Source organism: Nostoc sp. EspVER01, from assembly GCF_034530635.1.
In the GTDB taxonomy this organism is placed as follows: Bacteria; Cyanobacteriota; Cyanobacteriia; order Cyanobacteriales; family Nostocaceae; genus Nostoc.
Window position 1 is genome coordinate 21,303 of record NZ_JAVRCS010000020.1, and the last position, 15,365, is coordinate 36,667.

At 43.9% G+C, this 15,365-nt stretch carries 13 protein-coding genes and 1 pseudogene; 8 read left to right on the forward strand and 6 right to left on the reverse strand.

The window, feature by feature from the left end:
• Nucleotides 1–144: 144 nt before the first annotated feature.
• From RMX69_RS17590 to RMX69_RS17600, 3 genes are all read right to left on the reverse strand, one after another.
• Complete coding sequence (locus RMX69_RS17590; RefSeq protein WP_289798824.1) at nt 145–903, reverse strand: phycobilisome rod-core linker polypeptide; 759 nt, start codon at nt 901–903, stop codon at nt 145–147.
• A gap of 430 nt (nt 904–1,333) precedes the next feature.
• Nucleotides 1,334–2,197 (reverse strand): phycobilisome linker polypeptide, encoded by an 864-nt coding sequence (locus RMX69_RS17595; RefSeq protein ID WP_289798825.1) that lies wholly within the window; start codon nt 2,195–2,197, stop codon nt 1,334–1,336.
• A 446-nt stretch (nt 2,198–2,643) separates the two neighbouring features.
• Entirely contained in the window at nt 2,644–3,225 is a 582-nt protein-coding gene (locus RMX69_RS17600) for a phycobilisome protein (protein ID WP_289798826.1), read from the reverse strand.
• Nucleotides 3,226–3,411: 186 nt separating this feature from the next.
• On the opposite strand from RMX69_RS17600, the gene RMX69_RS17605 reads away from it, so the two are divergent.
• Both RMX69_RS17605 and RMX69_RS17610 read left to right on the forward strand, forming a co-directional pair.
• The gene (locus RMX69_RS17605; protein ID WP_289798827.1) at nt 3,412–4,074 is read left to right on the forward strand and encodes a HEAT repeat domain-containing protein; all 663 of its coding nucleotides are present in this window, start codon (nt 3,412–3,414) and stop codon (nt 4,072–4,074) included.
• 151 nt (nt 4,075–4,225) lie between these two features.
• The gene (locus RMX69_RS17610) at nt 4,226–4,426 is read left to right on the forward strand and encodes a hypothetical protein (RefSeq protein ID WP_289798828.1); all 201 of its coding nucleotides are present in this window, start codon (nt 4,226–4,228) and stop codon (nt 4,424–4,426) included.
• 141 nt (nt 4,427–4,567) lie between these two features.
• Here the strand turns inward: RMX69_RS17610 and RMX69_RS17615 are convergent, their stop codons facing one another.
• Complete coding sequence (locus RMX69_RS17615; RefSeq protein WP_289798829.1) at nt 4,568–5,392, reverse strand: pentapeptide repeat-containing protein; 825 nt, start codon at nt 5,390–5,392, stop codon at nt 4,568–4,570.
• A gap of 114 nt (nt 5,393–5,506) precedes the next feature.
• Between RMX69_RS17615 and RMX69_RS17620 the strand changes: the two genes are divergently transcribed.
• The 4 genes from RMX69_RS17620 to RMX69_RS17635 all read left to right on the forward strand — a co-directional run bounded on the left by RMX69_RS17620 (nt 5,507) and on the right by RMX69_RS17635 (nt 9,428).
• On the forward strand, nt 5,507–6,085 hold the full coding sequence (locus RMX69_RS17620) for a phycobiliprotein lyase (RefSeq protein WP_289798830.1): 579 nt from the start codon (nt 5,507–5,509) through the stop codon (nt 6,083–6,085).
• A gap of 222 nt (nt 6,086–6,307) precedes the next feature.
• Nucleotides 6,308–7,042, forward strand: coding sequence for a 15,16-dihydrobiliverdin:ferredoxin oxidoreductase (locus tag RMX69_RS17625; protein ID WP_322638232.1), 735 nt, complete (start codon nt 6,308–6,310; stop codon nt 7,040–7,042).
• A 164-nt stretch (nt 7,043–7,206) separates the two neighbouring features.
• A complete protein-coding gene (locus RMX69_RS17630; RefSeq protein WP_322638233.1) occupies nt 7,207–7,953 on the forward strand; it encodes a phycoerythrobilin:ferredoxin oxidoreductase in 747 nt (248 codons plus the stop codon).
• 233 nt (nt 7,954–8,186) lie between these two features.
• Nucleotides 8,187–9,428 (forward strand): M20 family metallopeptidase, encoded by a 1,242-nt coding sequence (locus RMX69_RS17635; RefSeq protein WP_322638234.1) that lies wholly within the window; start codon nt 8,187–8,189, stop codon nt 9,426–9,428.
• Between the two features lie 95 nt (nt 9,429–9,523).
• On the opposite strand, the gene RMX69_RS17640 is transcribed toward RMX69_RS17635, so the two are convergent.
• Both RMX69_RS17640 and RMX69_RS17645 read right to left on the reverse strand, forming a co-directional pair.
• Nucleotides 9,524–11,122, reverse strand: coding sequence for a sensor histidine kinase (locus RMX69_RS17640; RefSeq protein WP_289798834.1), 1,599 nt, complete (start codon nt 11,120–11,122; stop codon nt 9,524–9,526).
• A gap of 242 nt (nt 11,123–11,364) precedes the next feature.
• Nucleotides 11,365–11,568, reverse strand: a pseudogene (locus RMX69_RS17645) (ATP-binding protein); the annotation flags it as partial.
• A 455-nt stretch (nt 11,569–12,023) separates the two neighbouring features.
• On the opposite strand from RMX69_RS17645, the gene RMX69_RS17650 reads away from it, so the two are divergent.
• Both RMX69_RS17650 and dnaK read left to right on the forward strand, forming a co-directional pair.
• Nucleotides 12,024–12,842: an SDR family oxidoreductase gene (locus RMX69_RS17650; protein ID WP_322638235.1), complete on the forward strand. Its 819-nt coding sequence runs from the start codon at nt 12,024–12,026 to the stop codon at nt 12,840–12,842.
• A gap of 426 nt (nt 12,843–13,268) precedes the next feature.
• A complete protein-coding gene (dnaK, locus tag RMX69_RS17655; RefSeq protein ID WP_289798837.1) occupies nt 13,269–15,194 on the forward strand; it encodes a molecular chaperone DnaK in 1,926 nt (641 codons plus the stop codon).
• The last annotated feature ends 171 nt before the right edge of the window (nt 15,195–15,365 follow it).

Genomic DNA, 15,365 nt, shown 5'->3' on the forward strand with positions numbered 1-15,365 from the left:
GTTAGCCTCCTTGACTACAACCGCATTTAGGAGTTAGGAGTAGAGACGCGATTAATCGCGTCTCTACAAGAGTTAGAGGTTAGAAAGTTTTCTTTTATCCCCTTGTCCCCATTCCCCAATCCTCACTCCCTTACTTAGACAAATCTAAGCAACTTCGGTGATACTGATAATTTTGCCGCCTGTCCGATGAATGTTTTGCACTTGTCCAGATAGTTGGTTGTAGTTAACTACATATTCCAGGTTGCCCAGACGAGTACGGAGATTACCTGCACCTTTAACAGCTTTAATCAAGAAGCGTTTGTCGGTGCTGTTGACACTAGAACCAGCTGCGGGAGCTTTGATGGATGTGGGTAAATTAGAACCAATATCGCCGATTAGTTTGGCTTTGCGATCGCTATCACTGCTAGCGAATCCTCTGACTAAACTAAAGGTGCGGTTAAAGGTAACATTCTTAATTCCGATTTGGGAGCTTGTGCTGCGAACATAAGGAACAATATTCTCGCCAAAATTTTGCTGATATTCGTTGCTATCGATATAGGAGTCGATCTCAGCATCATAGCCCTGTTCGTTGTAGATGCGGACGTGTTCGGAAATTTCTGCTTGATCGGCAGGAGGACGCCCTAGCAGGTGTTTGAAGTTCAGTTCAATGAACCGATACTGGGAAGAAGAGTTGAAAAACAGGGATTGATAAAGTTCTGATTTGGCAACGGTGTTGACGAATTCGCGGACGCTGATTTTGCGATCGCGCAATTGCGATTCAGCAGTGGCTAGTCGCTCACTTTCCAACAAGTGAGCATTACCCAAAACCTGTTTGTAAACTGCCCGAATCAGTGTTTGTAATTCACTTTCGCTGGTGTTCGGACGCAGCTCAACAGTAGGTGAATCAATAGCCCAAAGTGACATTGAAGTATCTCCTGAAAACGCTAATTAAATTAAATTTCCGATCATCCTACCCGTTGTATAGGTAGAATTTTCCATCAGTTGTCAGTTATTTTTGCTACTGACTAGCTTTTGTAAAACTTTAGTTTGTGAAAGTGGGTTAAATATTTTCGGATTTGACAACTGACAGCAGCGATCGCTTTAGCTAACTTTTGATCGATCAGGATTTACGCAAACTACAGCCGAAAAGAATAATTTTTAGGTCAGGGTAATGTATATAGGCGCATTGCCGAAGCGTCTAACAGAGAAGCAAACTTCCCGCATATTGCCTCTGAAGTGCCTGTAGTTTTGCGTAAATCCCAGAACGAGCGACACTGGGCATTGAAAGATTAGAGACTGAGTACAGCGGAATTATTTCCCAATCCCTAATCTCTAAATCCCCAATTTCTATTCTTTAATTGACAGGGGTAATACTGGCGATCGTACCGCCCTGCTTGTGAATCCGCTGATACTCTTGTGAAAGCTTATTGTATGGGACGAAAAAGACTTGGTTACTGCGGCGAAATTTGGAAATGTTATTTACCACATTTGCCTTGTAGCCAGTGACTTCAATCCGGTAGACCTTTCCATCATCACCAGAACCCACACCCTGACGAGTGCGAGGAGTAGATGTTGGGTTGCGGAATGTAGCGCCCTTGCTGGCTGGTGAAATTACAGGAGTAGGTGTGCTTTGAATTAGCAAACTGTTTAATTTTGGTTGTTTGCCAGCTAAGTCACCTTTCAGGCTGCTGCTAGAGGAACCACGTACCAGTTGAAACAAGTGGGTAAACTGAACCAAACTCTTGATAGCTTCGGTTTTGTAGCCCCGAATATAAGGGACAATGTTTTCCCCAAAAGTTTCTTGGTATTCGTCGCTGTCTAGATAAGAATCAATCTCACCTTCAAAGCCCTTTGTATCTAGAATAGTGCTGTGTGTACGCGTTTCTTCTAGATCCAATGGCGCACGACCAAGGAAATGTCTGAAATTTAATTCAATCGCCCGATAACGAGGGGCGCTATCAAAAAACCGCGAACGGTAAAGTTCCGACTTCCCGACTTGACGCACAAACCCGCGAACGCTAATTTCACCCCGTTTGAGTTGAGATTCAGCAACGGAAAGCCGCTCACTCTCCATTACATAAGCGTTGCCTAGAACTTGCTTGTAGACACTTCTAATTACGGTTTCAACATCCTCATTAGAGCGATTTGGCCACAGATCAATGGGATCGGTGTCTTCAAATAGAGCGACCCCTAATCGTGATGCTGGTCCAAAAGTCATTCAAACTATCTCCCAGTTAACAACTAAATTTTATGAGAAGGATATTCAGCAGATGTTAAAAAACTTTACATCATAGTGACAAAGTAGGGGACATAGAGACTTTAAATCCTTATTAGTCGTGATGATTTTAAGTTTTTGCATCGTTTGCCTTTACACATTGTGATACGATGCCGAAACCATATTTATTAAAATTTGTTAAGTTAAATAATACTTTAGAGAAAATTCAGCTTTTTTTTAGTATTTGATTTGCAATTGGGATGCAAGTGATGGTATTATCCCATTCCCTTGAGCCAGAGTATTAATAATGCTGATTCACCCAAGTTTATCTCAATAAGTGGGCATGAATAAATTCAACTATACTACGCAATGTAAAATTAATTAAGATTGTCTTTTAGCAGGAGCTTCAGCCCTGAATAGCAACCTTTAATTATTCATACCCACTTAACTTATCGAATTTGGAAAGTAGCCAATTGGCTGATTAAATGGTCAAAATAGGGAGCAAGAATTTGCTGCCGATCGGCTTGGCAGCGTTTCAAACTAGCAGCCTTGATGCTTTTTAAGCCTAAAACCATTGCATCCAACGGAACTTGTAATTCCTGATAGAGCAAGTTCATATAATGCAGTCCTGTGGTATTTGTATACTCAGTGTGGCCACCTGCTATGCCATAAGTAATACAGCGGAGAAAATGCCAAAAATCTCGCCAGCAAGCTTGGGCACGTTCAGGCGGATAAAGACCGCCTCCAGGCTGGATAATTTCGGGATAAGTCGCCAAAACTTGTTCTCTAGATTCATCAACGATTTCGGCTGCGCGATCGCGTAACAATTGAGCAACAGGAATCAACTCAGAATTATCGGGTGACAAGGTTTTAATCTGCAATAAATCTTCATCGCTCAGGTAGCGAAAAGCATCATCCGCAGCTTGAAATATGGCGATCGCTGCTTGTGGATGGGAATGTTCCCACTCAGCAAAGCTGACAATTCTAGCTTTGGCTATTAATTCTTTAACGGTTTCGCTTAATTGAGTCATTGATTTATGGGATAGGGCATGGGGCATTGGGGTGGGGGAGCGGGGGAGCGGGGGAGAGTTCTTCTACAAGTTCTTTCCCCTCTGCCTCTTGTACCCAATGCCCTTAGATTCAATCTTCTTAGAATGCGATCGCCATTTGGTGACATCTGTAAAATAAAGTAAAGAATAGCTGTACCAAATGCACTTATGGAAATCCATAAAATCCAAGCAGAACTAAAGAACCCAGATTTTCACTATCGTTTGAAGGCGATCGCTGCCCTCAATGATTATGAATCAGAAGTTGCAGTTCCTCTGCTCACCAGTAAACTTCACGACTCAGAATTTTTGGTGCGTTCTTTTGTGGCCAGGGGTTTGGGTAATCAACAATCAGCGGAATCTTTTGCAGCTTTGATGCAAATTATGAAATTTGATGATACTCCCAACGTGCGGGCGGAGGCGGCAAATTCTTTATCGCTATTTGGCAGAGTCGCAGTTTCTCATCTAGTTTTGGCATATTATCAGGATGACCACTGGCTAGTTAGACGGAGTATTTTGGCTGCGATCGCTGAAATGGATTGCCCTGAAGAACTATTTGATATCTGCATTCAGGGTTTAAAAGATGAAGATTTCACTGTTCGGGAATCTTCTGTTGATGCACTTGGCTTACTGGCTAATTCTAACCAACGTGCTGCGGCATTATCCCAAATACTAAAGTTGGTAAATGATGAATCTTGGCGGATGCGCGTGCGAGTTAGCTATGCTCTCAAACGATATGATGAGCCGGAAGCCAAAGCAGCCCTGAACCAACTTAGACAGGATAAAGATCACCGAGTTGTTGGAGCTGCTTTAGAAGACCTGTTGCCACAATAGCGGCCTGGGTTTGTCCGCAATGCAATATTGTGAAAAAACTTATTAAATAAGTAGTAAATATTTTATTTTACCTTAAATTTGACCAAAATATCCGGTTACTCTGCCAAAATCTGGAAGAAAAGATCAACTTTTTCTATATGAGGAGGCATTTGTGACTGATATACAAGCTGGTCAAATGACTTGGCGACTACCAGGTTCCTCAGAATGTGCCTTACATTTGCGGCATAATGCTTCGGAACCTTGGCGATCGTATAAAGAATTTCCACAATATGTTCTACCCGATCCGCCCGGTTTTTCCGAAGGATACGCGACATTTTTAGCACTCCTGAAAAAGAACTGGCAGCCGTTGTAAACTCGCTACAGAAAAACTGATCAAACAATTTTGGATTTTGGGTCGCACCTTGATTTAGTAGGCTTCCAGCGCAACTTGGATTTTGAATTTATTTCGCTCACAAGGAGCGCGGCTTGCATCTAAAATCTAAAATTGGCACGGTCAAGCACTCAAACTTTCACGAGTTGTTGTGCGGGTATAGGCGTTCCAAACGTCGAGTTCTGAATGTGGACGGCTAGAAAGCATCGCTTTAGTTGCTTCTGTGAGTCCTTGAGCAAGAGTAAAATCTGCCCCAGCGATACTTAGAAGATGCTCCATCTCTGCATCACTGAGATCGGTTGCTCGCAGGTCTGTATCCCGCAAATCGGCTCCAGTCAATCGAGCATTTCGTAAGCAAGCCCCTGTCAAATAAGCTTTTGTCAAATCAGCACCACTCAGAGAAGCACCTTGCAAATTGGCTCCTGTCAAGTCAGCGCCACTCAGGTAGGCTCCACGCAGATTAGCACCTTGTAAATCTGCATTTCGTAAAGAAGCTGTATTCAGAAAAGCACCATTGAGATTAGCACCTGGCCCTACCGCTCCCGAAGCTTTGTAGTTATATTCTTCGGGCCATTTCGTTTGTGAATCATAACGCGCTACTTGGAGTTTAGCTCCCTCCAAATTTGCACCACTGAGATTTGCTTGTTGGAGATCAGCACGGTTTAAATAGGCTCCCTGCAAATTAGCCCCACTCAAATCGGCTCCTCGCAGATTAGCGCCTCGCAAATCTGCTCCACTCAAATCGATATTACTTAATACCACCTCACTGAGATCGGCTCCCAATAGCTTGGCTTTACTCAAGTTAGCTTGTCGGAAATCGACTTCCTTTAGATTAAATTGGTACAACTCTACCGAATCTACAGGGATTCCGGCTTTCAGGGCTGTTAAAATTTCTGGAGTTGGACTGGGGCGAACGCTTGTAATAAGTTGAATTTCACTATTTGTCATCAGCTGATTAAAATATCACTTTTGGAGTTATTCTACACTTTAGTTAAATCGGGACTTCATCTCATCACTAGTATTAATAACGCCAAAATTTGATCAAACGAGGTTTCAAAACAGATGCATATAATACCGCCTTTGACAATGATCGACTTCTTCCGTAAAAGTGAGGGTACATGGTTTACGGAACGCGCCGTTCATCATTTTGACTCGGCGGCGGATGAGTCGGGGGAGTCGAATTTGATTATAAAAGTCATGGGAAATGACGATCCGAAAGTCCAAGAAGTTTGTAAAGCTCAAGGAATAGATCCTAGTAAAGCAACAGGCGGTGCTAGCTTTGCATGGCAAGCTAACCTAGATACCAGGCTACCGAATACCGATAATGCTGCGATTTTGGTTGATGTTCCCGACGAAACGAGGCGTTCTGGAAAACTGATTCGCAACCAAGGCTATGTTGAGAGCATTCCAGTTGTGAGCCGATATCAGTTTGCTGATGATGGAGTGCTGACGATTGATACTGACTACGACAATAATCAAGGTCAGGAACGTTGTTGGTTTGTGACGGATGATTTTCGTGTCAGAGTCAGTACAGTACGAATGATGAACGGAATCAACTTGATGACTTATTGTTCCGAGCGTCGCTGTGTTTCCCAAGAAGTCTTGGAGCAAATGATCGGTCGCAATCATGCTAGGCGTTAGAGGGGAGTGGGGGAGGCAGGGGGAGCAGGGGAAAAGGTTAAAGGGAAAAGGGAAAAGGAATAAATTTAATCTTTCCCCTTTTCCCCTTACCCCTTTCCCTTTCCCCATTCCCAATGCCCAATGCCCCATGCCCCATTAAGGAATGTTGCTTTGTTTCTCATAAATGAGACGTGCGCGATCGCCATAACTTATTTTCATGCAAGGGTTAACAAATCATGCTCCATGTATAAGCCTTTCCTGGAATTTTTAGAAAAAGAGCTATTTCAGCGGTTTGATTTACAAAGTAGGGTTATTCCCCCTGGTTTGGAATTCAAAGTTAGCGATCGCGGCAGAAACCCAGCAACTATTCGCAGTTGGTGTCACCAATGTCAAGAGTTGCGGAAAATTCGTTATACCTACATTGATGCTGGGGAAAGCGCTCAAATTTTTAACAGCGTGATTTATCCCAGTCATCACTACGATTTACCTCTGTTAGGGATTGATTTTTTATCCTTTGGGAAAGTCAAAAACCTGATTGTGCTTGATTTTCAGCCTTTATTTCAGGATGAAGACTATCAAAAAAAATATATATTTCCGCTAAAATCTCTCCACGATAAATACCCGGATTTGGCGCAAAACTTAGAAATGAAGTTTTACGATGCCAACCAGTATTTTTCTAAATACCTATTGTTTGCCAAAACCGACCCGGAAACAGTGGCAACACGAGTCTTTGAAGCTTTTCAGGATTATTTAAACTTGTATTGGCAAATGTTAGCAGATGCCAAACCGCTCCAAGACCCTGAAGATATCCAGCGGATTGTCAAAGCCCAAAAAGACTATGACCAATATAGTGCAGACCGCGATCCCGCATCTGGTTTGTTTAGCAGTTACTTTGGTCATGAATGGGCAGAGCGCTTTCTCCATGAATTCTTATTTGAAGATGCTGTTCCCCTAGCAGTTGGTGCCGGCAAAAGATGAGGGCAGAAGGCAGGAGGCAGATCGCTTTTAGCGTCTCCCCTTCTCCCAAAGGGAGAGGCTAGCGCCAAGGGAGAAGGCAGGAGGCAGTGTTTCGACTACGCTCAACAACCAGGTAGAAGTTCTTGAATTATTAATTTTGAATTTTGAATTCGGAGCGAAGCGACGTGACACTTTATCAGCCATTTCTAGATTATGCGATCGCCTATATGCGATCGCGTTTGGATTTACAGCCCTATCCTATCCCCACTGGGTTTGAGTCCAAAAGTGCTGTTGTGGGCAAGGGCAAAAATCAGGAAGAGGTTGTCACTACCAGTTATGCCTTTCAAACTTCAAAATTGCGGCAAATTCGGGCAGCTCACGTACAGGGTGGCAATTCGCTGCAAGTACTGAATTTTGTAATTTTTCCGCGCCTCAACTACGATTTACCCTTTTTTGGCGCAGATTTGGTGACATTGCCAGGAGGACATCTAATTGCTTTGGATATGCAGCCCCTATTTCGAGATGATCTAGCATACCAAGCGAAATATACTGAACCAATTCTGCCGATTTTCCACACTCATCAACAACATCTGTCTTGGGGAGGGGATTTTCCCGAAGAAGCACAGCCTTTTTTCTCTCCCGCTTTTCTGTGGACTCGCCCTCAAGAAACGGCTGTAGTAGAGACTAAGGTGTTTGCCGCTTTCAAAGACTATTTGAAAGCTTATCTCGATTTCGTAGAGCAGGCAGAAGCTGTAACAAATTCCCAAAATTTAGTAGCCATTGAGCAAGCCCAACTGCGATACCTGCGATATCGGGCTGAAAAAGACCCAGCGCGAGGGATGTTTAAACGCTTCTATGGTGCGGAATGGACTGAAGAGTATATCCACGGATTTTTATTTGACCTAGAGAGAAAATTAACAGCTATTAACTAAAGGCCCTTTGACTGCAATAGTGCTGAGTACCTCCTTACTGAAGACTCATCCAAGTCACGTTAAACTAGGAAAACAATCTAAGTTATACCAATTCAAAAAATGTTTGCGACACGATCGCTAACCCATACCTTTCCCGATGTCTTGGGAAGGATGCGGAAGAGGTCTTATCTGTAATGTATTGTATTCTTTTTTCAAATTGGTATTAGCTGTACTTAAACTAGTTTGTCTTCATAATGGTTTTCACCTTTCCCAATCCCGCTTCTGTTGATCTATCTCGCATCCGACTTTCGATCCGCTCATTGCAACCGCAATTAGTAGAGTGGCGGCGGCGATTGCATCAACAACCAGAGTTGGGTTTTCAAGAAAAACTGACTGCTGAGTTTGTATCACAAAAGCTGCAAGAATGGGGAATTGAGCATCAAACTGGCATTGCCCACACTGGCATTGTTGCCACCATCAAAGGTGATAAACTTTCTGACTCGCGACTTCCGACTCCCCAAGTTTTAGCGATTCGCGCGGATATGGATGCTTTGCCAATCCAAGAACTCAACGAAGTGCCGTACAAATCGCAGCATAATGGAGTGATGCACGCTTGTGGACATGATGGACATACAGCGATCGCTTTAGGTACAGCTTATTATCTCCAGCAACATCGCCAAGACTTCTCTGGTGTTGTAAAAATTATCTTTCAGCCAGCGGAAGAATCACCAGGAGGCGCAAAGCCGATGATTGAAGCTGGAGTTTTGAAAAATCCTGATGTTGAAGCGATTATTGGTTTGCACTTGTGGAATAATTTGCCTTTAGGAACAGTGGGTGTACGCGCTGGCGCATTGATGGCAGCTGTGGAATGCTTTAACTGCACAATTTTGGGTAAAGGTGGACATGGCGCACTACCCCATCAAACTGTTGACTCCGTTGTTGTTGCTGCCCAAATCGTCAATGCTTTGCAAACTATTGTCGCTCGGAATGTTAATCCCATTGATTCAGCAGTTGTGACAGTGGGAGAACTTCATGCTGGAACCAAACGCAATGTAATTGCTGATACAGCGAGAATGAGTGCTACCGTCAGGTATTTTAATCCTAGTTTAAAAGGCTTTTTTAACCAGCGTGTCGAGCAGATTATTGCTGGAATTTGTCAGAGTCATGGTGCCAATTATGACTTAGAATATTGGTCACTTTATCCACCAGTAATTAATGATATTAAAATAGCAGAATTAGTACGATCTGTCGCAGAAGAAGTGGTAGAAACTCCTGTGGGTATTGTGCCAGAATGCCAAACTATGGCTGCTGAAGATATGTCATTTTTCTTAGAAGAGGTTCCTGGTTGTTATTTCTTTCTGGGTTCTGCTAATCCCGCGAAAGACTTAGCATATCCTCATCATCATCCCCGGTTTGATTTTGACGAAACCGCCTTGGCAATGGGTGTGGAAATATTTATTAGATGCGTGGAAAAGTACTTTGTTTCATGTCATTAGTCATTAGTCCGTTGTAGTCACAAATGACAAAGGACAAATGACTAAAGACGACCATAACAAAAATTTTCACAATCTCATTTAGGATTGCTATATCTCTAATTCGTCACTATCGGTTTCTGTTTATTGCTAACTTCTAAAGGCAGGAAAATCGTCATCACTTCCCCATAGTGTGGACGCTGGCGCACAATTAGTTTGCCACCGATCGCCTGAAACAAATGCTTGGTTGCAGCGATATTCAAACTAATCGTACCTGTTTCTGGTTGAAACATCAGCAGTTGGCCTAGAGCCTTGCGAATTGGTGGTGTTGCAGGTATGGCGGCTTTATTTGAATCTTTGCACCGGAATTGCGGCGATAATTGTAACTTCAGTTGATCTCCAGCTGGGATAACTTGTACTTGAATATGGCTGCCAGCGGGTAAGCTGCGAGTAAAATTTTCCATCAAACCAGTGAGAACCTGATCCAACATGGTGGGATTGCTTACCACTGTCGGTAATTGCTGAGGTAAAATAACATTTAAAGTTAAATTTCGCCGATGCGCTGCTTGTTCCCAACGGGGAATGCTCTGCTGCAACACTTGATCTAAAGACATCGGCGTGAGTTGAGTTTTTGACGATTTTGCTGAGGCAGTAGTTTCTAGTTCTGCGGCCTTAAACAGCAATTCCATACGGTCAATTTGCTCGGTACACTCGTGATCGATAATTTTTAAGCGATTGATCGCACTAGCATCTAAGTCTCGCCGCTTCAACAGCAGACGAGTCATGGTGCGAATAGTTGTTAAAGGTGTGCGGACTTCGTGAGCGAAGGCTTGGAGCAATTCTACATCAGGATTTGGGGAAGGTGGGGCCCCCTCTGGGGATAAGGGGTAATGGACATTGGGCATTGAGCATTGAGGATTGGGGAAAACTCTTCTCCCCTGCTCCCCTGCTCCTCTGCTCCCTCGGTTACTGAGCGCAGTCGTTGGCGTAGCTTCTCGTAGAGAAGTATGCTCCCCTACTTCTTCCCCAGTCCCTAGTAAAGAATCTCTAGTCTCTTCTGGTTCTGTTAATTCTTGAAGCAATAACTGACTAAAGTGAATCATCATGCGGTAGTCTGGTGCTACCGGAGAATACTGTTCTACTAATGCGTCCAAGCGCGCGAAAAATTCTGGATTAGCCAGCATTACCCGTGCCCCTAGCGATCGCCAAGCCTGCTGCACTATCTCTGGCTCAAAAGAAAATGAAAAAGTTTTTTTACCGTTTTTGTGGGTTGCTAAAACCAGCACTAATCTAAATTTATCTGTAAAAACTAAGCAAAACTGTTCTGCACCCAGAGGATCGGCAGGTAGTAACGGAAGTACCGAATCATGGGGAGCAATGTCTTCATTTACAGATGCGTTGGCGTAGTCTGCCGCAGGTATCGCACCTGGCATCTGAAATGGCATCAGCGCCAAAGGGTTAAATGGTTTTGCTGTAAAAGTTACTGTTTGTAAACTTTGAGTCAATTTTGGTTGACTAAACAAGGGTGCTGGTGCGGCTAAAACTAATCCTTGGGTTGTGTCAACTGAAGGGTCTGCTAAAGTATTTAATAGCAAATGTTCTGTCGCTGCGAGGCTGATACGCCACTGCTGCTCTGCTTTAGCAGGTGAACATTCTGCCACACTTGATTGATTTTGGGCCAAGATTTCGCTCAGGCTTGGCAATATCCATTGGTACACAGGCTTTCACCCCTTAATTCAAGAGCGACTAACAGCGTCTAGGTTAGACATTTCACTACTATCTAAGAGGTTATAGCTATTTGTGTACTGGTGACAGTGGTAGAACCGAACAATTCAGGGGCAATTCCCCTCTAACTGCGATGTCTACGGTGTCACTGAGCGTAGCCGTTCGCGCAGCGTCTCGTAGAGAAGTGCGGGCTACGCTTACGCACTGAATAGCTGAAAAATATTGGCACTGACTTTTACCGATAGGCGTGGCGATCGCCGACTGATAATTGTGCTGGTTTCCCTACTCGAATTGGGATTGTAATTACAAACTCTGCACCTTGTCCCGGTGATGAAATACATTGCAAAGATCCACCATGCTTGTCAGTAATTATCTGGTAACTTATTGATAGACCCATGCCAGTCCCCTTCCCAACTGCTTTCGTGGTGAAAAAAGGGTCAATACTTGTGTAGCGATTGAACATGCTCTTGCAGATGGGCTAGCATCTGATCTTGCGATCGTATTTCGTGCTGACTACTGTGCTAATTCAGTTTTAGGGAGTTTGCCCTTTTCCTAAAATTCCCACTTAGGGATCTGCGGGTTAATAGTGTCGAAACTCAGTTTATTGGTACTTTATTTTCACGCAAGTCCCTTATCAGCCTGAAAGCTACAGAGTCAACAACCATTAGCCAAATCTTTAATCGACGTTCGCGGACTCACTCTAAACTTACTCCTCCAAAGAAGCAAGCTACGCGTAGCGTCTTGTAGAGAAGCCATGCGGTTCGCGTTCGTGTTAGCGTCTTTGACAGAAAAAGGAGAAGAGAAAGCTTTACGCTGCGCTATCGAGCGTCACAGCCTGGCGTAGACATCGTATTTTTTAGGTAGATTAGCAATAGACTATCTCAAGGGCACTTTATGACTTCTTTTGATTCAGCTAAAGATTTGGTACTAGTTGCTGGTGCTACAGGTGGAGTCGGGCAATTAGTGGTAGGCAAGTTACTCGAAAAGGGTTTAAAAGTTCGCGTTTTGACACGCAATGCTGCAAAAGCTGAAGAGATGTTTAACCAAAAAGTGGAAATTGCCGTTGGCGATATCCGCCAGCCAGCTACACTACCAGCTGCAATGCTAGGTGTTACCCACATCATAAATTGTGCTGGAACTACTGCCTTTCCCTCTGCGCGATGGGAGTTTGACGAAACCCCGAACTTGATTGAATGGGGAATTATTTTCCTTAATCCCAAATCTAGTGAAGCAAAAGCAAAGAATAGTCCGACAAAAATTGATGCTCAAGGTGTCAGCAATCTAGTAGCAGCAGCACCCCAGAATTTGAAGCGATTCGTTTTCGTCTCTTCTTGTGGAATTCTCCGTAAAAATCAGTTTCCTTTTAGTATTCTTAATGGTTTTGGCGTGTTGGATGCCAAACAAAAAGGCGAAGAGTCCATTATTAATTCAGGATTGCCCTACACCATTATCCGCCCAGGACGCCTCATTGACGGCCCCTATACCTCATACGACCTCAACACCCTCCTTAAGGCAAAAACTGGGGGTAAATACGGTGTAGTCATAAGCATTGGGGATACACTTTCGGGTGATGCCAGCCGGATTGATGTCGCCAACGCTTGTGTAGAATGCCTTTTTCAACCAAGTAGTTCTAGGAAAATTTTTGAAATAGTCAACCAAGGACAAAGACCACCTGTGATTGACTGGGAAACTCTTTTTTCTGGGATTGAGTAAGTACTGAGTGCTGAGTGATTATTCTCTCCCCATACCCCATACCCAATCCCTAATGCTCACTGCTTCTGTAGTTTATTGCCTCAAAAGACGGCAAACACCACTCGGACGTTACGGTTCACCCTAATTACTGAAAGTATTAATTCTTCTACATTAGACAGAGTGAAGACAAATTAATCCATGAACCAACTAAAAACACAATTTAGTTAGTTTAACCGTCCCAAGCAAGGTTCGGGAAACCACCCTTCATGGACTGGCTACCACTAAGCTTCAGTATATATATCAGCATAGTCTGGAGTTTTAACCCCAGGAAAGCCAAAACAAAGGTGTTCATGCTGAACTGGCTGATTTCTTGACCCTGTTGGTTCAAAATTTAGTGCTTTATATTCTCATTCATTCATTTGTAGTTATACGGAGCCAGCACCTAAAATGGCAAAAGTAGTTGGAATTGACTTAGGAACAACGAACTCCTGCGTGGCAGTGATGGAAGGTGGTAAACCCACAGTAATTGCTAATGCTGAAGGTTTTCGGACAACGCCATCAGTAGTCGCATTTGCGAAAAATGGCGACAACTTGGTTGGCCAAATCGCCAAACGCCAAGCGGTGATGAACCCCGAAAATACGTTTTACTCAGTCAAACGCTTTATCGGTCGCCGCTACGATGAAGTTAGTAACGAAGCTACGGAAGTTTCTTACAAAGTTCTCAGCAGCAACGGCAATGTCAAATTAGATTGTCCAATCGCTGGTAAACCGTTTGCTCCTGAAGAAATTTCTGCAAAAGTTCTTCGCAAACTAGTTGAAGATGCCAGCAAATACTTGGGTGAAACTGTAACCCAAGCTGTAATCACCGTTCCCGCATACTTCAACGACTCCCAGCGACAAGCAACAAAAGACGCTGGGAAAATTGCCGGGATTGAAGTTCTGCGGATTATCAACGAGCCTACCGCTGCTTCTCTGGCTTATGGATTTGACAAGAAGAGTAACGAAACCATCCTAGTATTTGACCTTGGTGGTGGTACTTTCGACGTATCCGTGCTGGAAGTAGGAGACGGAGTTTTTGAAGTACTAGCCACATCTGGTGATACCCACCTTGGTGGTGACGACTTTGACAAAAAAATAGTTGATTTCTTAGCTGAGAAGTTCAAGAAAGCCGAAGGTATTGACCTGCGGAAAGACAAGCAAGCTTTACAACGTCTGACTGAAGCCGCAGAAAAAGCCAAAATTGAGCTTTCTAGCGTTACCCAAGCAGAAATTAACCTACCATTTATCACCGCTACCCAGGACGGGCCTAAGCACCTGGATACAACCCTGACTCGCGCTCAATTTGAAGAACTTTGCTCTGACTTAATCGACCGTTGTCGTATTCCTGTGGAAAACGCCCTCCGGGATGCCAAGTTAACCAAAGGCGATATTGACGAAGTGGTGTTAGTTGGTGGTTCTACGCGGATTCCCGCAGTTCACCAGATTGTGAAGCAGGTATTGGGTAAAGACCCCAACCAAAGCGTTAACCCTGATGAAGTTGTAGCAGTTGGTGCTGCCATTCAAGCCGGCGTACTGGCTGGTGATGTAACTGGCATCTTGTTGTTAGACGTGACACCTCTATCTTTGGGTGTGGAAACATTGGGCGGCGTGATGACCAAAATTATCCCCCGCAACACCACAATTCCCACCAAGAAATCGGAAGTCTTCTCCACCGCTGTGGATGGACAAACTAACGTAGAAATTCACGTTCTGCAAGGTGAACGCGAATTCTCTAACGATAACAAGAGCTTGGGAACCTTCCGCCTCGATGGTATTCCTCCTGCACCACGTGGCGTCCCTCAAATTGAAGTAGTCTTTGATATTGACGCTAACGGTATCCTTAATGTCACCGCTAAGGACAAAGGAACTGGTAAAGAACAGTCCATCAGCATAACCGGCGCTTCCACCCTGGATAAAAATGATGTTGACCGGATGGTAAGAGAAGCTGAACAGAACGCTTCATCTGATAAAGAGCGGCGTGAAAAGATTGAACGCAAGAACCAAGCCGATTCTTTGGCATACCAAGCTGAAAAGCAGTTACAAGAATTGGGCGATAAAGTTCCCGATGCTGACAAGACTAAAGTCGAAGCTTTAGTGAAGGAAGTGCGGGAAGCAGTTGCTCAAGAAGACGATGAGCAAATCAAGAAGCTCACCCCAGAATTGCAACAAGCGTTATTCGCTGTGGGTAGCAACATCTATCAACAAGCGGGTGCTAGTGCTAGTGCTGGTTCCGGTGCAGGTGCTACATCTGGTGGTGAACCTCAAGATAGTAGTTCCTCTAGCTCTAGTAACGGCGACGATGTGATTGACGCTGATTTTACAGAGAGCAAATAATTTTTCTACTTCTTTTGGGAAGATTCTTTTGTTCGACCTAATATTACCCACTCAGGTAAATGCCTGGGTGGGGATTTTTTTAAGGAGTTAGGGGTTAGGGGTTAGGAGTTAGGAGTTAGGAGTTAGAGTAGAACTAATATTGGTAACTCTTGATCTTAATTCTTAACTTTA